The 17,887-nt window shown below is 58.6% G+C and carries 21 protein-coding genes and 1 tRNA gene; 21 read left to right on the top strand and 1 reads right to left on the bottom strand.

What is annotated here, in order from left to right; translation table 11 throughout:
• From MLC59_RS02445 to MLC59_RS02415, 7 genes are all read left to right on the top strand, one after another.
• Positions 1–1,266 carry an NAD(P)/FAD-dependent oxidoreductase gene (locus MLC59_RS02445; RefSeq protein WP_248230598.1) on the top strand — a complete coding sequence of 422 codons (1,266 nt, stop codon included), beginning with the start codon at positions 1–3 and terminating at the stop codon, positions 1,264–1,266.
• Positions 1,263–2,216 carry a DUF1365 domain-containing protein gene (locus MLC59_RS02440; protein ID WP_427901689.1) on the top strand — a complete coding sequence of 318 codons (954 nt, stop codon included), beginning with the start codon at positions 1,263–1,265 and terminating at the stop codon, positions 2,214–2,216. The genes MLC59_RS02445 and MLC59_RS02440 overlap by 4 nt, the downstream gene beginning before the upstream one ends.
• Positions 2,204–3,481: an SAM-dependent methyltransferase gene (locus tag MLC59_RS02435; RefSeq protein ID WP_248230596.1), complete on the top strand. Its 1,278-nt coding sequence runs from the start codon at positions 2,204–2,206 to the stop codon at positions 3,479–3,481. Before MLC59_RS02440 ends, MLC59_RS02435 begins: the two co-directional genes overlap by 13 nt.
• Before the next feature lie 4 nt (positions 3,482–3,485).
• Positions 3,486–4,001: a DUF2878 domain-containing protein gene (locus MLC59_RS02430; protein WP_248230593.1), complete on the top strand. Its 516-nt coding sequence runs from the start codon at positions 3,486–3,488 to the stop codon at positions 3,999–4,001.
• The gene (locus MLC59_RS02425) at positions 3,998–4,738 is read left to right on the top strand and encodes a hypothetical protein (RefSeq protein ID WP_248230592.1); all 741 of its coding nucleotides are present in this window, start codon (positions 3,998–4,000) and stop codon (positions 4,736–4,738) included. The genes MLC59_RS02430 and MLC59_RS02425 overlap by 4 nt, the downstream gene beginning before the upstream one ends.
• Before the next feature lie 88 nt (positions 4,739–4,826).
• Positions 4,827–5,639, top strand: coding sequence for an exodeoxyribonuclease III (gene xthA / locus MLC59_RS02420; RefSeq protein WP_248230591.1), 813 nt, complete (start codon positions 4,827–4,829; stop codon positions 5,637–5,639).
• 36 nt (positions 5,640–5,675) lie between these two features.
• Complete coding sequence (locus MLC59_RS02415; RefSeq protein ID WP_248230589.1) at positions 5,676–6,308, top strand: TetR/AcrR family transcriptional regulator; 633 nt, start codon at positions 5,676–5,678, stop codon at positions 6,306–6,308.
• A gap of 4 nt (positions 6,309–6,312) precedes the next feature.
• Here MLC59_RS02415 and MLC59_RS02410 read toward each other — a convergent pair whose 3' ends face one another.
• Complete coding sequence (locus MLC59_RS02410) at positions 6,313–6,786, bottom strand: phasin family protein (RefSeq protein ID WP_248230588.1); 474 nt, start codon at positions 6,784–6,786, stop codon at positions 6,313–6,315.
• A gap of 352 nt (positions 6,787–7,138) precedes the next feature.
• On the opposite strand from MLC59_RS02410, the gene MLC59_RS02405 reads away from it, so the two are divergent.
• The 14 genes from MLC59_RS02405 to MLC59_RS02340 all read left to right on the top strand — a co-directional run bounded on the left by MLC59_RS02405 (position 7,139) and on the right by MLC59_RS02340 (position 17,471).
• Positions 7,139–7,627, top strand: coding sequence for a YeeE/YedE family protein (locus tag MLC59_RS02405; RefSeq protein WP_345799744.1), 489 nt, complete (start codon positions 7,139–7,141; stop codon positions 7,625–7,627).
• A 22-nt stretch (positions 7,628–7,649) separates the two neighbouring features.
• The gene (locus MLC59_RS02400; protein WP_248230586.1) at positions 7,650–8,075 is read left to right on the top strand and encodes a YeeE/YedE family protein; all 426 of its coding nucleotides are present in this window, start codon (positions 7,650–7,652) and stop codon (positions 8,073–8,075) included.
• A 127-nt stretch (positions 8,076–8,202) separates the two neighbouring features.
• On the top strand, positions 8,203–8,637 hold the full coding sequence (locus MLC59_RS02395; RefSeq protein ID WP_248230585.1) for a protein tyrosine phosphatase family protein: 435 nt from the start codon (positions 8,203–8,205) through the stop codon (positions 8,635–8,637).
• A 77-nt stretch (positions 8,638–8,714) separates the two neighbouring features.
• Positions 8,715–9,812, top strand: coding sequence for a ferrochelatase (gene hemH, locus MLC59_RS02390; protein WP_248230583.1), 1,098 nt, complete (start codon positions 8,715–8,717; stop codon positions 9,810–9,812).
• Between the two features lie 38 nt (positions 9,813–9,850).
• On the top strand, positions 9,851–10,597 hold the full coding sequence (locus MLC59_RS02385; protein WP_345799741.1) for a 5-oxoprolinase subunit PxpA: 747 nt from the start codon (positions 9,851–9,853) through the stop codon (positions 10,595–10,597).
• A 2-nt stretch (positions 10,598–10,599) separates the two neighbouring features.
• Positions 10,600–11,325, top strand: coding sequence for a 5-oxoprolinase subunit PxpB (gene pxpB / locus MLC59_RS02380; protein ID WP_248230582.1), 726 nt, complete (start codon positions 10,600–10,602; stop codon positions 11,323–11,325).
• Positions 11,322–12,293 (top strand): 5-oxoprolinase subunit C family protein, encoded by a 972-nt coding sequence (locus MLC59_RS02375; RefSeq protein ID WP_248230580.1) that lies wholly within the window; start codon positions 11,322–11,324, stop codon positions 12,291–12,293. Before pxpB ends, MLC59_RS02375 begins: the two co-directional genes overlap by 4 nt.
• Positions 12,294–12,427: 134 nt before the next feature.
• Positions 12,428–12,518, top strand: a tRNA-Ser gene (locus MLC59_RS02370).
• Positions 12,519–12,764: 246 nt separating this feature from the next.
• Entirely contained in the window at positions 12,765–13,796 is a 1,032-nt protein-coding gene (locus MLC59_RS02365; protein WP_248230577.1) for a TRAP transporter substrate-binding protein, read from the top strand.
• A 76-nt stretch (positions 13,797–13,872) separates the two neighbouring features.
• On the top strand, positions 13,873–14,463 hold the full coding sequence (locus MLC59_RS02360) for a TRAP transporter small permease (RefSeq protein WP_248230574.1): 591 nt from the start codon (positions 13,873–13,875) through the stop codon (positions 14,461–14,463).
• Between the two features lie 33 nt (positions 14,464–14,496).
• A complete protein-coding gene (locus tag MLC59_RS02355; protein ID WP_248230573.1) occupies positions 14,497–15,780 on the top strand; it encodes a TRAP transporter large permease in 1,284 nt (427 codons plus the stop codon).
• A 37-nt stretch (positions 15,781–15,817) separates the two neighbouring features.
• Positions 15,818–16,258 (top strand): universal stress protein, encoded by a 441-nt coding sequence (locus MLC59_RS02350; protein ID WP_248230571.1) that lies wholly within the window; start codon positions 15,818–15,820, stop codon positions 16,256–16,258.
• An 88-nt stretch (positions 16,259–16,346) separates the two neighbouring features.
• The gene (locus tag MLC59_RS02345; RefSeq protein ID WP_248230569.1) at positions 16,347–16,607 is read left to right on the top strand and encodes a hypothetical protein; all 261 of its coding nucleotides are present in this window, start codon (positions 16,347–16,349) and stop codon (positions 16,605–16,607) included.
• 147 nt (positions 16,608–16,754) lie between these two features.
• Positions 16,755–17,471, top strand: coding sequence for a Bax inhibitor-1/YccA family membrane protein (locus MLC59_RS02340; protein ID WP_248230567.1), 717 nt, complete (start codon positions 16,755–16,757; stop codon positions 17,469–17,471).
• Positions 17,472–17,887: the final 416 nt, after the last annotated feature.

Below are 17,887 nucleotides of genomic sequence, written 5' to 3'. Positions count from 1 at the left end.
ATGAGCAACACCCACCAGCGTATTGCGGTTATCGGCGCCGGCGTATCCGGCCTGACGGCCGCGTGGCTGCTGTCTGACAAGCATGATGTGACACTGTTCGAAGCCGGTAACTACGCCGGCGGCCATACCAATACCCACACGGTCAATGCCGGAGGACGCGACTGGCCGGTGAACACGGGCTTTATCGTGTTCAATAACTGGACGTACCCGAACTTTATACGCCTGATGAACCGGCTGGGTGTGGCCTCTGAAGAAAGCGACATGAGCTTCAGTGTTGACTCCCCCATCAACGGGCTGCAATACAACGGTACCAGCCTGAATACCCTGTTCGCCCAGAGGCGCAACCTGCTCAACCTGCCCTTCCTGAAGATGGTCAGGGAGATTCTCCGGTTCAACCGCCAGACCCGGGCTGACCTGGACGCAGGACACCTGGATGACCACGAAACCCTTGGCGCCTACCTGGACCGGCACGGTTTCTCCGGATACTTCCGCAGTTACTATATCGTGCCTATGGGATCAGCCATCTGGTCCGCCCCGGAGGTCGTGCTGGAGCAGTTTCCGATTCGATTCTTCCTGCAGTTCTTCAATAACCACGGCATGCTGTCAGTGGATGACCGCCCTCAATGGCGAGTGATTTCCGGGGGTTCCGCAACCTACGTGAACCGCATGATGGACCGTCTGGGAGATTGCACTCGGCTGAACAGCCCGGTGGAATCGGTTACCCGTGACACCGACGGCGTTACCATTCGGGTGCAGGGCGAGGAACACCGCTTTGACCAGGTAATCTTTGGTTGCCACAGTGACCAGGCGCTGGCCATGCTCAAGGACCCGACCGAGCAGGAACTCTCGATTCTTTCAGCCATTCCCTATCAGGACAACGACGTGGTGCTGCACACAGACAGCGGTGTGCTACCGCCGAATCGTCGCGCCTGGGCTGCATGGAACTACTATATTCCGGTGAAACCGGACCAGCCGGTCTCGGTCAGCTATAACATGAATATCCTGCAGAATTTCGACGATGCCCCGGAGACCTTCTGCGTCACCCTGAACCGAAGTCAGGATATCGACCCTGCCCGGGTCATCGAACGCTATACCTACGCCCACCCGGTGTTTTCCCTGGAGGCGGTAGCAGCCCAGCAGCGGTACGACGAAATCGGTAACCGCAACCGCACCCATTACTGCGGTGCCTACTGGTTCAATGGCTTCCACGAAGACGGTGTACGCAGCGCGCTGAGGGTAACGGAAGCCTTCGGAGTGTCCCTGTGACGAATCGGGCACCGGCACTGGCAAGCAGCTGGCTGACGGGCACGGTCAGGCATCGCCGGCACTCCCCGGCCAGCCATGAGTTCGCGTACCGCACCGGCATGCTCGCCCTGAACCTTGCCGACTGGTCGGTTTTCGACCGGCTGGGCCCACTGGTATCCGTTGAGCGCCCCAACGTGCTTTCGCTGCGCCGGCGGGACTATCTCGACCCCCATGTACCAGACCTGCAGCAGGCCGTATGCGACCGCGTGCAGGCTGCTACCGGCTGGCGTCCCGACGGCCCCGTAGAACTGATTACCCACCCCCGCCACTTCGGCTATGTATTCAACCCGGTGAGTTTCTATTTTTGCTATCGCCAGGGTGACGACCCGGTGACCGGCGCAGTACCCCGGGTCATTCTTGCCCAGATCACCAACACTCCCTGGCATGAACGCCATGTGTACTGCCTGGAGGTGGGGACCCCACAACCTGGCAGTGGTGGCTGGCGCTCGGTAAAGGCTGGCTTCGACAAGCGGTTTCACGTTTCTCCGTTCAACCCCATGGATCAGAGTTACCAGTGGACGTTCAGTTTCCGGGGACCGGAACTCAGGATTCATATGAACGTGAACAACGCAGCACCTCAACCGGGCAAAAAAAGCCGGGTTTTTGACGCCACCCTGGTGGTCCAACGAGTGCCCCTGAACCGTAAAACGGTTAACAGGAGCCTGCTGCGCTTCCCGGTTGAGTCGTTCAAGGTAATTGCCGGCATCTACTGGCACGCGTTGCGCCTGAAGCTTAAGGGGGTTCCGTTTCACACCCACCCGGACAAGTTGCCCGACGATCATCCAGGCCGTGGCCTGGGTCGGGAAGACAGGGGCCGGGAAGCCGGGCATGCAAGTGAAGCGGAGGCTAGCCCCGGTTCGGTTGGCTCCACCAGCGATTCCGTTACGAGGATTACTTCATGGAGAACATAGAAAACCGCACCAGTGCGGCCCGCCGCCCGCTACCGCTGGTGACCCGGATTGCCCGTAGCCTGGTTTGCAGCCAATTGGGTCAGCTTGGGGCTGGTCAATTAGTGGTTCGTGAGCCGGGGTATCCGGAGCAGGTTTTCGGTGATGGTGACCAGCGCTGGCCGGTGGCGCACCTGGACATCCATGACGCTTCTGCCTGGCGGGATCTGCTGACCGGAGGCGGTATCGGGGCTGCGGAAGCCTTTGTTGCCGGCGACTGGAGCTCCCCGGACCTGACCGCACTACTGCGTTTCTTCACCCGCAACGTGGACCGGATGAATCAATTTGAAGACCGCTTCGCCTGGGTCACCAAGCCTGCGCTGAAAGGGCTGCACTGGCTGAATCGCAACACCCCGACAGGCTCCCGGAAGAATATTTCGGCCCACTATGACCTCGGCAACGACCTGTTCGAGCACTTCCTGGACCCTACCCTGATGTACTCATCGGCGGTTTATCCCACTGACGCCAGTACGCTGGACGAAGCCGCCATTTATAAACTGGACCTGATCTGCCGCAAGCTGGACCTCAAACCCGGAGACCGGGTCATGGAGATCGGCACCGGATGGGGCGGCTTTGCCATCCATGCAGCCAGGCACTATGGCTGCCACGTCACCACCACGACCATCTCCAGCGAGCAACTGGCCCTGGCTCGCGAACGAGTCGAAGCCGAAGGACTGCAGAACCGTATCACCTTGCTGTTTGACGATTACCGGGACCTCGAAGGCCAGTTCGACAAGCTGGTCTCCATCGAGATGATCGAGGCAGTCGGCCCTCAGTTCCTGGACAGTTACCTCAGTCAGATCAGCTGCTTGCTGAAACCCGACGGGTTGGCGCTGGTACAGGCCATCACCATGCCCGAACAACGTTACCGGCGGGCCCTGAAGAACGTCGATTTTATCCAGCGTTATATCTTTCCCGGCAGCTTCATTCCGTCATTCGGTGCAATGCTGGAGTCCATGGGCCGCAAGACCGACCTGGTGATGACCCATGCCGAGGATTACGGGTTCCACTATGCCCGTACCCTGCGGGACTGGCACGACCGCTTCAACGCCAGCACCTCGCAACTGGAGTCTCTGGGCTATGATCAGTCGTTCCGGCGCCTCTGGCAGTTCTACTTTGCCTACTGCGAGGCCGGCTTCAGTGAACGGGCCATCGGTGTAAACCAGGTGCTGATGGCCAAGCCACAGAACAAGCGCGCTCACCTGATCGCAGATTCCGCCGGGGCCTGACGCCATGTCTGCGGATGTTATTCGCAAGCTCGCCAATTTCGTCCTGTTCCAGGCGGGATGGCTGATCTGCGTCGTGATGGCAGACTGGACGGCCGTCGCCATAGGCCTGGCCTTCGTCGCCATACACTTCTTCCTGCTCAGTCAACAACCCGGAGCAGAGCTCCGCTTTGTCCTGGTGGGTGTCGTCATCGGCAGCCTGCTGGACGGGCTCTGGTTCCGCACCGGCGTGCTGGAAGATGCCGCAGGCAGTGGCTGGACACCGCCCTGGCTGGTGGTGATCTGGGCGCTGTTCCTGACCACCCTCTCCCATTCCCTGGCCTGGATGCACAAACGGCGTTGGTACCAGGTGGTGTTTGCGCCAGTGGCCGGCCCCTTCGCCTATTTCTCCGCTGCCGCTCTCGGTGCAGTCAGCTTGCCATATTCAATGATTTCACTGGCTGCCCTGAGCCTTGGCTGGCTGGTGCTGTTCCCGTCGCTGATGTTGATCCAGCAACGCTATTTCGCGGAGACCCTGTTATGAAAACCCGCCTCTCACTGTTATGTGCCCTGCTCATTTCAATCCCTGCAGGCGCCAGCACCTTCACCTTTGAGGGCACCGCCACAAGTCTGGACGACAACGCGCTTTACCGGGAGCGCCACGAGGTTACCGGTCGTTGTATCAGCGACCAATGGCAGCCAGAGGTGCAACAGGTAGAGTATGTGAGAACAGAAAATACAGATCCGTTCGCCAGCAAGACCCTGACCTATCGCGAGTCCCTGTTGCGGCCGGAGGTGGATTTCCGGCAACCGGAGTTCAACGAACGGCTGGTGGTCAGCCAGGCCGACGACAAGCTGACAACGGACTGGTCCATGGAGGATGAGGAGGGTCAGCGAGCGAGCATTCCCGTCACCAGGAAAACCGTGGTTGATACCGGGTTTGACCACTTTATACGGGCCAACTGGCGTGCACTTACAAAAGGTGAAGCGGTTCCCTTTTCCATGGTTGCGCCCACGCGCGGCAAAAGCTACGACTTCGTCGCCGAGCCGGCCTCAGAGCCACTGGATGGCGCCGATTACAGCTTTCGCATTCGCCCGGAGGGCATGGTTTTGCGGATGCTGGTTGACCCGATCCGCCTCGGCTATAACAGGGACGGATTTCTTACCCGGTATGCGGGACTGGGCAACATTCGGCGAAACAAGGATGAAAACCATATTGTCACCATCAGCTACCGGGTGATCGAGGCCCCGGATTGTTCCCTGCTACCGGCTGATCAATAAGGCTGATCATCAGGCCTTCAGCTTGGTCCTGCCGGGGGCTGTGATAGACTTGCCCTGGCATTCACAGTGATACGGCGGACCAGACCTGATGAAATTCGTTTCCTTCAACGTCAACAGCATACGAACCCGGCTTCACCAGCTACAGGCGGTGGTGGATCAGCTGAACCCTGACATAATCGGCTTGCAGGAAACCAAGGTTAACGACGACCAGTTCCCGGTGGATGAGATAGAGGCCATGGGCTACCACGTCCACTTCCATGGCCAGAAAACCCATTACGGAGTAGCCCTTCTGTCCCGTCAGGCCCCCGAGGACGTCCACCGGGGTTACCCCTGGGACGGTGAAGAAGCCCAGCGTCGACTGATTCGTGGTCGCTTCACCGTGAACGGCGAGCCGCTTACTGTCATCAACGGCTATTTTCCCCAGGGCGAAAGCCGGGACCACCCGGTGAAGTTCCCCGCCAAGGAAAAGTTCTACCAGGACCTGATGCGCCTGATCGACGAGCTACAGTCCGAAGGCGGTCACCTGGTGGTGATGGGGGACATGAATATCTCCCCCACAGACCTGGATATTGGCATTGGGGCGGATAACGCCAGGCGCTGGCTGCGAACCGGAAAATGCAGCTTCCTGCCGGAAGAGCGCGATTGGTTAGCCCAGGTGGAAAGTCGCGGGCTCACTGATGTGTTTCGCCACCTGCACCCGGAAGAAGCCGACACCTTCAGCTGGTTTGATTACCGCAGCCGTGGGTTCGAGCGCGAGCCGAAACGCGGTCTGCGCATTGACCTCATCATGGCCAGCCAGGGGCTTTTGCCCAGGGCCAGGGCCGCCGGCGTCAGTTATGATATTCGCGCCATGGAGCGACCATCGGACCACTGCCCGGTCTGGGCAGAGTTCGATCTCTGAAGCCGTTACAGCCAACCATCAGCCAGGGAGGTGGCGGTGAAGGTAAAAACCCGTGACCGGATACTGACCACCAGCCTTGCCCTGTTCAACGACCGGGGCGAGCCTAATGTCACCACCCTGCTCATTTCTGACGAGCTGGATATCAGCCCGGGTAACCTTTACTACCACTTCCGCAACAAATCGGACATCGTCGGAGAGCTGTTCCACTGGTATAGCGGGGATATCAACGACCTGCTGGCCATTCCAAAAGACGTCCAGGTCAGCCTCGACCAGCTCGGTTTTTTCCTGCACCTGCTGTTTGAGACCATCGAGCGCTATCGCTTTCTGTACCACGACCTGGTCAACATCCTGTCCCGCTACCCGGAATTAAGAGCCCCCTTTCGCCGGATTCTGGAGCGCAAACAGAAAGGTTTCCATGTTCTCTGTGGCAGCCTGCAGAAGCAGGACCTGATGAAAACGTCCGCAGAAACAGTTAATGCATTATGCGAACAACTAACCCTAACCGTCTGTTATTGGGAAAGCTTTGACTCTCTGAGAGATTCAGGCACTCGCAAAGGAATGGATCCACGACGGGGTGTCTACCAGGTATTCCACCTGTTGATCCCACACCTTCACGAATCCGCCGGGGAAGAACTCGCCATCCTGGCGAGGGACTACCGAACCGACTGAGGGGTTATTCTTCTTCGTCCGAAGCAGACAAGGACTGAGTCCCGATAGCAGGCCGACCGGCGGCGCTACGCTGCTCGTCGAGCTCCTTTTCCAGTTCTTCCACCCGGTCTTGCAGGCGCTGAAGGTCTTCATGGCGAGGAATCCCCAGGCGGCGAAGTGCCCCGGCGACCCGCTCGTCAAACAGGGTTTCCAATCGGTCCCAGGTGCCGGTAGCCCGGTCTCTGACATCTTCTACCCGATGTTCGACTGCCTTGACCCTACGCTCAACCAGGCCACGGGTCTTGCCTTCCAGCTCTTCGCCTTCGTGGACCAGGCGATCAAAGAAACGGCCGGCATCTTCCTCCGCCTTGGTGTAGGCGCCCAGACCCGCCAGCCAGATTTGCCTGGCTGAATCCCTGATCCGACCGGCCAGCAGGCTGTCCTCATCTTCCCCGGGGATTTGCGGGTCGACGTTGCGGTCTGATTTCTTGTTGGCCATAGAGAAGGTTCTTCGAAGTCTTGGATTATGGCCCTAGTCTATTACATCAACCGGGACAATTCATGGTGACTCACCGGGTATCTCGGCCATGCAATTTAACTATAAGAGTGCCATTTATATTCAAAAACAGTTTGAGGGATCATCCATTGTTTACTTGAAGTGTTTAAAATATGGTCAATACTGAAACTGACCGGCGTCCCTGCTGATGCCGGTTTGTCTGGAAGTCTTTCATGGATACTACTCGCACGCCTCTGCCCGGCCATCAGTGCCGGGCCTTTTTTTGCCTGGTCCGTACATCCCCTGAGCAGTACTTCGATTGGATATAAGCTTAGTTTGATTTATTATATGGCGCATCCAGCGCTTCGCCAGACGGCGGAGCTCCAGAGTTCAACCGGAGGTATTCATGCCCACCATCGCCTGGGAAAGCTTTACTCCCTGGTCTGCCCTGACCGGGGGACTGGTTATCGGCCTTGCGGCCGCCCTGTTTATTCTGCTTAACGGTCGTATCGCCGGTATCAGCGGTATCCTCGGTGGCCTGCTCGCCCCCGAAAAAGGCCAGGTCGCCTGGCGAGTGGCCTTCCTCGCCGGAATGATCCTAGCACCTGTGGGATGGATGGCCATGGCCGGTTTGCCCGACATTAACGTGGAAGCCAGCTACCCGGTAGTGATCCTGGCCGGTCTGCTCGTGGGCATCGGCACCCGTTATGGCTCAGGCTGCACCAGCGGTCATGGCGTATGCGGGCTGTCCCGGTTCTCCCTGCGCTCACTGGTTGCCACCCTCAGCTTCATGGCGGCCGGTTTCGTCACCGTTTACCTGGTTCGCCACGCCTTCGGCGCTTGAACTTGCCACAGGAGATTTCCCTATGAAGTACACACTTTCATCTTTTGTGGCCGGGCTGGTGTTCGGCCTCGGCCTGCTGCTCTCGGGCATGGCCAACCCGGAGAAGGTTCTTGGCTTCCTTGACCTGACTGGTGCCTGGGACCCATCCCTCGCGCTGGTCATGGCCGGAGCCATCATTGTCGGTGTCATTGCCTTTGCCATTGCGCGGCAGCGGCACGTCTCTTTCCTGGGTTTCGATATGCGCCTGCCGTCCGGTGACGATATTTCTACCCGCTTGATCATTGGCAGCGTGATGTTCGGGATCGGCTGGGGCCTGGCTGGCTTCTGCCCTGGTCCGGGCGTGGTTGCCCTGGGTGCCGGCGAGCCGAAGGCGGTGGTATTCGTCGCCTCGATGATCGCAGGCATGGCGCTGTTCCAGGTGATCGAGCAGCGTCGCCAATCAGCCTGATAGACTTTTCCCACCCTACAACCGGCTGTCCTGGCGTGCGCTTTTCTGTAGAATCCGGGGACGATCGTTACTGACGCGTCGCCGGCCACGCCAGGCGCCGGTGACCCCGCCATAAAGAGACCCTGACATGGATATTCGCAAGATTGACGACAACATCTCTGTTGCCCCTCAAATCAACCCCGAAGATGTCGCCGAGGTTGCCCGGCTGGGATTCCGTACCCTGGTCGCCAATCGCCCGGACCAGGAAGAGCCCGGCCAGCCTGCCATGGCTGATATTCAGCGCGCCGCCGAGGAACATGGGGTAAAGTGGGTTTTCCTGCCCGTGGAATCAGGCAGCATCCAGGATTCCGATGTGGATGCGTTCGCCCCCATGTTCGACGAAGCCGAAAAGCCAATGCTTGCCTTTTGCCGCTCTGGCACCCGGTGCACTGTGCTCTGGGCCCTGAGCTCTGCCCGTCACATGCCACTGGAGCCGATCATCCAGCGCGCAGGACAGGCCGGATATGACCTCCGCGGCCTGGTGCCTCGTCTTCAGCAGCAGGCATCCACTCACCAGGACTGATCCCTGAATACGCCGGACTCGTATGTTCGACGTTGCACCATTGCCCCGAATCTATAACTGTGAGGACAGCCGCCCCAATGACCTACAAGGGTGAGGAATCTTTTCGCCACGACCAGCCATCGCGTCTGGGTATTCTGATCACCAACCTGGGCACGCCTGACGCCCCCACCACCAGCGCCCTGCGCCGGTACCTCGCCGAATTTCTCTGGGACCCACGGGTGGTAGAAGCTCCACGCCCGCTCTGGTGGCTGATCCTCCACGGCATTATCCTGCGAATTCGCCCTTCCCGCTCTGCCAAGGCCTACCGCTCAGTCTGGCAACCGGAAGGCTCTCCCCTGCTGATTCACACAGCTGACCAATGCGAGGGCATCCGGTCCGCGTTGCAGAAAAAATATGGGGATAACCTGGTCGTTGGGTTTGCCATGCGTTATGGCAATCCATCCATCGCCAGTGTGCTGGACCAGATGCAACAACAGGGCGTGCGCCAGTTACTGGTGCTGCCCCTGTATCCCCAGTACTCCGCCTCCACTTCGGCATCTACCTTTGATGCCATCACCCACGACTTTACCCGTCGCCGCTGGTTGCCGGATTTCCGGTTTATCAGCCATTACCATGACTTCCCACCCTACATCGAAGCCATGGCCACCCGGATCGAACGTCACTGGGCGACCAACGGACGCAACCAGAAGCTTGTGCTGTCCTATCACGGGGTGCCAAAGAAGTACCTGTTGCGGGGTGACCCGTACCATTGTGAGTGTCACAAGACTTCACGGTTGTTGGCAGAACGCCTGGGACTCAGTGACGACCAGTATATGACAACGTTCCAGTCCCGGTTCGGGCGCGAGGAATGGCTACGACCCTATACCGACGAAACCATGAAGTCGCTGCCGGGCAAGTCGGTTGAGTCCGTGGACGTATTCTGCCCCGGATTTTCATCTGACTGCCTGGAAACCATCGAGGAAATCGACGAGGAGAACCGGGAGTACTTCATGGAAGCGGGCGGCAAGTCCTTTGCCTATATTCCGGCGCTCAATGCCAGTGACGAGCACATAGAAGCGCTGGTGGCGCTGATTGAGCAGAACCTGGAGGGCTGGGCTGCGCCAGCCAACGATCCGGAAACGCTCCAGGCCCGTGAATCCCGGGCCGGGGCGGTGAAACAACAGCTGGGATGGTAAACTGACCCCATCGTTGTTCGATCCAGGGAGGCATTACCGTGAAACTCAACTGTGATCTCGGGGAAAGTTTCGGTGCCTGGACCATGGGCCAGGACGAGGCGGTCATGCCCTGGATTGACATGGCCAATATCGCTTGCGGGTTCCATGCCTCCGACCCCTCCATCATGGCCACGACAGTAGCCATGGCCCTGGAACACAACGTCGAGATTGGCGCGCACCCCTCCTACCAGGACCTGGTGGGTTTCGGTCGCCGCTCCATTTCCCACTCTCCCGACGAAATCCGGGGGCTGATCTGGTACCAGGCCGGCGCACTGGACGGTATCTGCAGGGCCTACAGTGCGACCATATCCTACGTGAAACCCCACGGGGCCCTGAACAATGACATGATGAAGGACCCGGTCATTCTGCAGGCCGTCATGGAGGCCATCGCCAGCTATCGTGAGGGCCTGCCGCTGATGCTGCCAGCGACACTGCAAGCTGACCAGCACAGGGACCTGGCCAGCCGGATCGGCCTGCCACTTATCTTCGAAGCCTTTGCAGACCGCGCCTATGACGACCAGGGGCACCTAATGTCCAGGCAGGAGCCCGGAGCGGTACACGACGACCCGGAGACCATCATTGAGCAGGCCATGTCGCTTGTCACCCGGGCTGGTCTGTACAGTCACACTGGCCAGTGGCTGCCACTGACGGCGGACAGCCTTTGTGTCCATGGCGATAATAACCACGCCCTTGAAGCGACCCGGGCAATACACCGCGCCCTTCACAACTACCGGGCCAGCCCCTGACCATGGCGGCAGCGCTGCCCCAGCCCCGGATCGTGCCTACGGCAGAAGACGCCGTACTGATCGAGTTCAGCCAACAAATTGACCCGGCGCTGACACCGTTAATCGCAGCCTGGTCGGACAGCCTCCGTGAAGCACTTGGGCACCTGGTGACAGACCTGGTGCCCTCCTATGGCTCCATAACCGTTTACTACGACCCTGATCGATCTGATTTCCTCAATATTATCAGATCATTAAAATCTATTTCTAATATTCTACCTGAACTTTCTGACCAGCCGACTGGCCGAATCATCGAATTGCCGGTCTGGTACCACCCTGCCGTGGGCCCGGACCTGGCCGCCCTGGCTGAGGCCCGCCAACTCAGCACCCAACAGGTGGCCAAAATTCACAGCGACACCTGTTACCAGGTCTATGCCCTGGGCTTCAGCCCCGGTTTCGGCTTTATGGGGCAAGTCGACCCCGCGATCGCCACACCGCGGCTCGAACGCCCCCGCGTCCGCATACCTGCCGGCAGCGTTGGCATTGCCAACCGGCAAACAGCGGTCTATCCAGCGGTCAGCCCCGGCGGCTGGCAGCTGATCGGCCGCTGCCCTGTACGGCTTTTCGATGAACAAAGCCTGGCCCTGCTTTCCGTGGGTGACCGGGTACGCTTCCGGGCCGTTGGCCATGATGAATTCCTCGAGCTTGGTGGCGACGATACGCCCTTCGAGGGCGCTGGAGAGCAGCCGTGAGGGGGCTGCATATAGAGCACCCGGGGCCGCGCGCCACAGTGCAGGATGGCGGTCGCACCGGATTCCAGCATCAGGGCCTGTCCCCCGGAGGAGCGGCAGATCTTCGCGCCTGGCGCTGGGCCAACCACCTGCTCGACAACCCCTCGGATGCGGCCTGCCTGGAGATCACACTGGGCGGCCTGTCTGCAGTGGCTGAAACCAGGCTCCTGCTTGCCATATCCGGCGCTCCCTGCAGCCCCAGCGTCAACGGCACCCCGGTACCGGATTGGGGCACGCTCTTCATGGAGCCGGGCGATCGCCTGCAACTGAAAACGCCAACCAGCGAGCTTTTGACCTATCTCGCAGTCGTCGGCGGCTGGCAAACCCGGAAATTCCTGGGAAGCCGGTCCGCCGTTGCCCGCGAAGGCCTGGACAACCTGGGGGTGTTGCGCCAGGGGGACCTGCTTCCCTCGCCACCTGGCCCCGATCAAGAAGCCTGCGATGAACTGCTCCTCCGGCAAGTACCGCCATCCTTCAGAGCGCCATTAGCGAATTCTGCTGACGCCCTGAAACTCATCCCCGGCCCGGACCACGCCCTGTTCGACACGATGGATCTCGCCCGGCTGGTGCAATCGGAATACCAGGTTACCAGCCAGTCCGACCGAATGGGCTATCGCCTGGATGGCCCGGCACTCAGGCCCCCCGGTGGTATTACCTCCAGGGGTGTGACCTGTGGCACGGTGCAGGTACCCGGCGACGGCAAACCCATGGTTCTACTGAACGACCGACAAACCATCGGCGGCTATCCGGTGCCGGCTACCGTACCAAGACTGGATTGCAGCCGCCTCGCCCAGTGCCGGCCCGGGGACAGCGTCCGCTTCCGGTGGGCCGATGTGGCTGAGTGCCAGGCTGAGCGCATGGTGTTCGAGGAGCAGTTGCGAAGCTTTACCTGGAGCCCGGAGGGCCACCTGCTGAGGCGCAGCGGATAAAGCGGTTGTCTTCACCATGCCGATAATTCTTCGCTCCGGTCACCGCACTTACTCCCCCGGAAGGCGTTGACAGACCAGAACATTCCGGTATCATGCACGTCGCTGTCGCAATGGCAGCGACAATCTGGATAAACGGTGGGCTGGCAGAGTGGCTGAATGCAGCGGTCTTGAAAACCGCCGACGGTTAATAGCCGTCCCGGGGTTCGAATCCCTGGCCCACCGCCATTTTACTCTCTCTTTCCCTTAAGATTCCCTTCAGACCTGCTCCATACGCCATTTGAGCGTCCGCACGGCACTTTGCCGCCAGTTTTCTTGCCTTATTATCAATGTTTTGCCAGTCTAAATAGGCGTTAATCAAAAATGCCACGGCTGGGTTCGGGTTACTCGCGCCCGATCCCTCGGCCTGATTACAGAATAATAACGCCGGTCACACCCCAGCCGTGCCTCTTGAGGACGATGGAGAAGAAAGGCATGAATAAGAGCACAATGTTACGGAAAATCACTGGCGCAACCACTCTGACCCTGGCTGCGGCCATTGCTGCAACCAGTGTTGCCAACGCTGCGACCTGGCGCTACGCCCATGAGGAGTACGACGGCGACGTACAGGACGTCTATGCCGAGTTCTTCAAGGAATACGTTGAGGAGAACTCGGACCACCAGATCCAGATCTTCGAATTTGGTCAGCTGGGCGAGTCCGACGACATCATGGAGCAGACCCAGAACGGTATCCTGCAGTTCGTGAACCAGTCCCCCGGCTTTACCGGCTCGCTGATTCCTGAAGCACAGATCTTTTTTATTCCCTACCTCATGCCCACGGACATGGATACGGTAGTTGAGTTCTTCCGGGAAAGTGATGCGATCAACGACATGTTCCCGGAACTCTACGCTGAGAAAGGCCTTGAGCTGCTCAGGATGTATCCGGAAGGCGAAATGGTCATCACCCTGGACGAAAAGGCGTCCACCCCGGAGGATCTTCAGAACAAGAAGATCCGGGTCATGACCAACCCGCTGCTGTCCGCCACCTATGAGGCGTTCGGTGCCACGCCAACACCCCTGCCCTGGGGCGAGGTTTACGGTGCCCTGCAGACCAATATGATCGATGGTCAGGAAAACCCCATTTTCTGGATCGAATCCGGCGGTCTGTACGAGGTTTCTCCGAACCTGCTGTTTACCGGTCATGGCTGGTTCACAACCGCCATCATGGCGAACCAGGACTTCTATAATGACCTCTCCGAAGAAGACCAGGAGCTGGTTCAGGAAGCAGCGGACTATGCCTTTGACAAGATCATTGGCCACATCGATGGCCTTGCGGACGAGTCCCTTGAGAAAATCACGGAAGCGTCTGACGAGGTAACCGTAACCAAGCTTAACGAGGAGCAGATTCAGGCATTCCGTGATCGCGCTCCGCAAGTTGAGGAACGGTTCATCGAGATGACTGGCGAGCGCGGCGAGGAGCTGCTCAACCAGTTCAAGGAAGACCTCAAAGCGGTACAGGGCAACTAAGCCTGAAGGCCCCGGAGCGTCATACTTCCGGGGCTGACTACTGTTCAGATTTGTTCTAACACGGAGTTCGCCCGTCATGACCAACTCAGCTACCGAACCGGATGAAGCCGAAGGCTACAAGTCGGGGTTACCCGGTCCCCTGGGCTTTATCGACCTGCTCATCGCCAGGATAGAAGCGGTGATGCTCGCGGTCGGCGTCTTGCTGATGGCCCTGAATACCTGCATCAACGTTATCGCCCGTTTCGTATTTGGTGAAGGGCTTTTCTTCTCGGGCGAGATAAACCGGATCCTGATTATCCTGATAACCTTTGCCGGACTCGGTTACGCCGCACGCCATGGGCGGCATATCCGCATGTCGGCAATCTACGACACCCTGCCCACCGCAGCCCGCAAGGTATTGATGGTCATCATTGCCCTGTTCACGGCCGCAGTGATGTTCTTCCTGTGCTATTACTCGGTGGAGTACATCCAGAACCTTTATAGCCGCGGCCGGGTGCTACCCGCCCTGGGCATGCCAATCTGGATCATCTATCTATGGGTTCCCATAGGTTTCGCCATCACGGGTGTTCAGTACGTCCTGACGGCGATCAAGAACCTGCTGGCCCGGGACGTGTATCTGTCGACTTCCGTGCTGGACGGCTACGCCGATACTGAATCCGAAGTCTGACGACCCGCAAGAGCAAGAAAAAAGGAAACATTCATGGCGACTTTACTTCTGGTGATCATGATCGTGCTGCTCCTGCTGGGCTTCCCGATGATGATCCCGCTACTGACCGCTGCCCTGGTCGGCTTCTACGAGATGTTCAATGGCTTCGGCCAGATGACGACCCTGGTCCAGCAAATGATGGGGGGTATCCGCCCTGCCTCGTTGATTGCGGTACCCATGTTTATCCTTGCCGCCGATATCATGACCCGGGGCCAGTCCGCTGACCGCCTCATTGCGATGGTGATGTCGTTCATCGGCCACATCAAGGGTGGCCTGGCCATCAGCACTGCAACGTCCTGCACCCTGTTTGGTGCGGTTTCCGGTTCCACCCAGGCGACGGTTGTTGCCATCGGTTCGCCGCTGCGACCCAAGATGCTCAAGGCTGGCTATTCCGACTCATTTACCCTGGCACTGATCATCAACGCCAGTGATATTGCGTTCCTGATTCCGCCCAGTATCGGCATGATTATCTACGGGGTTATTTCCGAAACCTCCATCGCCGAGCTTTTCATTGCCGGCATTGGTCCCGGCGTCATGATCCTGCTGATGTTCTCCCTTTACTGCCTCTACTACGCCTACCGTAACAAGGTGCCTACCGAGGACAAGGCCAGCTGGGGAGAGCGTGTGCGTTCTGTTCGCCAGGCCCTGTGGCCGCTGTTCTTCCCGGTGATTATCGTGGGTGGTATCTACGGCGGTATTTTCAGCCCGACCGAAGCAGCAGCGGTCTGCGTTCTCTATGCACTATTGCTGGAGTTCGTGATTTTCCGCTCACTGAAGTCCATTGATATCTACCGGATTGCCAAGTCCACCGGCCTCATTACTGCGGTGGTCTTTATCCTGGTTGCGGCGGGTAACGGCTTCTCCTACATCATCTCGTTTGCACAGATCCCCCAGGCCATCCTGGCGGCCGTCGGCGTCAACGAGGCGGGTCCGGTAGGCGTGCTGATTGCCATCTGTGTGGCTTTCTTTATCGCCTGTATGTTCGTCGACCCCATTGTGGTGATCCTGGTACTCACCCCGATCTTTGCCCCGGCTATCCAGGCGACTGGCCTTGACCCTGTCCTGGTGGGTGTTCTGATTACGCTGCAGGTGGCCATCGGTTCGGCTACACCGCCGTTTGGCTGCGATATTTTCACAGCCATCGCTATTTTCAAGCGACCCTACTGGGAGGTTATCCGGGGTACACCGCCGTTTATCTTTATCCTGGTCCTGGCAGCGGCGTTGCTGATCGCCTTCCCGCAAATCGCCCTGTTCCTGAGAGACCTGGCATTCCGTTGATCAAAAAGCGCCAAGGCGCGTTGAGGAGGTGATCATCATGTTCCGAAGAATCCTTGCAGCCGTTGATGGCTCCAAGCCAGCACTGGATGCGCTGGAAAAAGCGGTGGAGTTCCAGAAACTGACCGGGGCTGAGCTTTACCTGATCTGCGTATTCAAGCACCACAGCCTGTTCGAGGCGTCCCTGTCCATGGTGCGTCCGCAGGAGCTCCAGATTCCCGACCAGGCCCTCTCAGAATATGCCCGTGACGTGGTGGAGTACGCCAAGCAATATGCCCTGCAACTGGGGGCTCCCAGTGTGCGGGGCTTTGTGAAGGGCGGTCGTCCGTCAAAGGCCATCGTCAAGTTTGCGAAACAGCATGAGGTGGATCTGATCGTGGTGGGCTCCCGGGGCACGCACAGCGACAAGGACGGCATGATCCTGGGCAGTGTCTCCCAGCGTGTCGCCAGCATGGCCAAGTGCCCTACGCTGGTCGTGTAGCCATTGAATCCTGCCTGGACGCCCCCATTTTCAGGGACAGAGATGCCGGATGCTGTTGCTCCGGCTTTAACGCCCACGGGGAGACCGCATGAGCGCAAACGAAACCCCTCAGTCTGATCAGCCGGAACGGAACCGGGATCGCCGCTTCTCGGTTTCGGCAAATCGGGGCTCAGCCCGCCACCGTATAAGGTATGTGGAGGCTGGAGGTGCATCGGTGGATATCGAGGAGTGCACCTTCTGCCAGGCCAATCCCGAGCTCGACTGGGAAGCCAGTACCACTTCCGGCCGCAAGGGCACGCCGGAAGCTCAGCCAACCGGGCCCTCTACCGAAAATATTAAATCGAAGTAACCAGGAACCCTGACAACAGAAAATTGTCTGAATTCCTGAATGTTAACGATTGAATCTTGATGGCCGTCCATTATGATGGGTGGCATGGCGCAAGGGTTCCGAAGCAGGAACCTCTAACCAAAGTGCAATCATTCTACGGAGACACACATGGATAACAGGCGTTTCAACGTCAACCAGAACCAGGGTACCTACACGGCTCCACGAGCTGGGGCAGGCACCGGCATCAGCGCCGATGCCACCAAGGTACTGAAAAATACCTACATGCTGCTAGCCATGACGCTCGTCTTCAGCGCCGTTATGGCCGGCATCTCCATGGCCATGGGTCTGGGTCACGGACTCGGCATGATCTGCTCACTGGTAGCACTGGGACTGATCTGGTTTGTGCTGCCCCGTACCGCTAACAGCCCGGCAGGTATCGGCGTGGTATTTGCCTTTACCGGCCTGCTTGGTCTGTCGTTGGGGCCGCTGCTGTCCCATTACCTGGCGCTTTCCAATGGTGGCGCGGTTGTCATGCAGGCGCTTGGTGGCACGGCGATCGTTTTCTTCGCCTTGTCCGGCTACGTGCTGACCACCAAGAAGGACTTCTCCTTCATGCGCAGCTTCCTGGTTGCCGGCCTGGTGGTAGTGCTGGTGACCATGCTGGGCGCCATGGTTGCTTCCATGTTCGGCGTCGATGTCAGCATGCTGAGCCTGGCCCTGAGCGGCGCCATTGTGCTGCTGATGTCCGGTTTCATCCTGTTCGACACCAGCCGCATCGTAAATGGTGGCGAAACCAATTACGTGATGGCCACTGTGGGTTTGTACCTCAGCATCTACAACCTGTTCGTTTCGCTGCTGCATATTATCGGAGCATTTAACGAGTAACTCCGGCGTTGATCTGACGCACAGATGAAAAGCCCCGCAGGGGAGTATATAGTACATTTTGTGTACTTCTGTTGGTGAGTGAGTGAATGCCCCATGAGCAAAGGCTTTTGGGGCATTTTTCGTTTTTACACGGTGTGTAATTTGGTGTGTAAAAACAGGAGCACTTGCTCCAAGGGCTCTGCCCTCTCGCCGCAAGCGGCGATTCACCCGAGGTATTTCACGACCAGCGATGTAATCCAGTGAGAGCACAGATACAGATAACTTCCTCGGGGATGCTTAAAAGCGAGCAATGGTCGTACCACCATACTCATGCTGTAGCTGGAGGATGCCACAATAAATGGCTCTCTTCCATTTCGTGTGGAATCGGTCGCCAGCTAACGCCTTTTTGAGCCATACTCCCTGATATCTTCTGACCT

It is taken from the genome of Marinobacter bryozoorum (genome assembly GCF_023156245.1).
GTDB lineage: Bacteria > Pseudomonadota > Gammaproteobacteria > Pseudomonadales > Oleiphilaceae > Marinobacter > Marinobacter bryozoorum.
Note: the sequence above shows the minus strand (reverse complement) of the source record. Positions and strands in the feature narration are given on the sequence as shown.

What these genes read in the sequence shown, in the direction of transcription:
- MLC59_RS02445 (WP_248230598.1), top strand. Translation starts at nt 1, where the DNA reads ATGAGCAACACCCACCAGCGTATTGCGGTTATCGGCGCCGGCGTATCC.
- MLC59_RS02435 (WP_248230596.1), top strand. Translation starts at nt 2,204, where the DNA reads ATGGAGAACATAGAAAACCGCACCAGTGCGGCCCGCCGCCCGCTACCG.
- MLC59_RS02430 (WP_248230593.1), top strand. Translation starts at nt 3,486, where the DNA reads ATGTCTGCGGATGTTATTCGCAAGCTCGCCAATTTCGTCCTGTTCCAG.
- MLC59_RS02425 (WP_248230592.1), top strand. Translation starts at nt 3,998, where the DNA reads ATGAAAACCCGCCTCTCACTGTTATGTGCCCTGCTCATTTCAATCCCT.
- xthA (WP_248230591.1), top strand. Translation starts at nt 4,827, where the DNA reads ATGAAATTCGTTTCCTTCAACGTCAACAGCATACGAACCCGGCTTCAC.
- MLC59_RS02410 (WP_248230588.1), bottom strand. Translation starts at nt 6,786, where the DNA reads ATGGCCAACAAGAAATCAGACCGCAACGTCGACCCGCAAATCCCCGGG.
- MLC59_RS02400 (WP_248230586.1), top strand. Translation starts at nt 7,650, where the DNA reads ATGAAGTACACACTTTCATCTTTTGTGGCCGGGCTGGTGTTCGGCCTC.
- MLC59_RS02395 (WP_248230585.1), top strand. Translation starts at nt 8,203, where the DNA reads ATGGATATTCGCAAGATTGACGACAACATCTCTGTTGCCCCTCAAATC.
- hemH (WP_248230583.1), top strand. Translation starts at nt 8,715, where the DNA reads ATGACCTACAAGGGTGAGGAATCTTTTCGCCACGACCAGCCATCGCGT.
- pxpB (WP_248230582.1), top strand. Translation starts at nt 10,600, where the DNA reads ATGGCGGCAGCGCTGCCCCAGCCCCGGATCGTGCCTACGGCAGAAGAC.
- MLC59_RS02365 (WP_248230577.1), top strand. Translation starts at nt 12,765, where the DNA reads ATGAATAAGAGCACAATGTTACGGAAAATCACTGGCGCAACCACTCTG.
- MLC59_RS02360 (WP_248230574.1), top strand. Translation starts at nt 13,873, where the DNA reads ATGACCAACTCAGCTACCGAACCGGATGAAGCCGAAGGCTACAAGTCG.
- MLC59_RS02355 (WP_248230573.1), top strand. Translation starts at nt 14,497, where the DNA reads ATGGCGACTTTACTTCTGGTGATCATGATCGTGCTGCTCCTGCTGGGC.
- MLC59_RS02350 (WP_248230571.1), top strand. Translation starts at nt 15,818, where the DNA reads ATGTTCCGAAGAATCCTTGCAGCCGTTGATGGCTCCAAGCCAGCACTG.
- MLC59_RS02345 (WP_248230569.1), top strand. Translation starts at nt 16,347, where the DNA reads ATGAGCGCAAACGAAACCCCTCAGTCTGATCAGCCGGAACGGAACCGG.
- MLC59_RS02340 (WP_248230567.1), top strand. Translation starts at nt 16,755, where the DNA reads ATGGATAACAGGCGTTTCAACGTCAACCAGAACCAGGGTACCTACACG.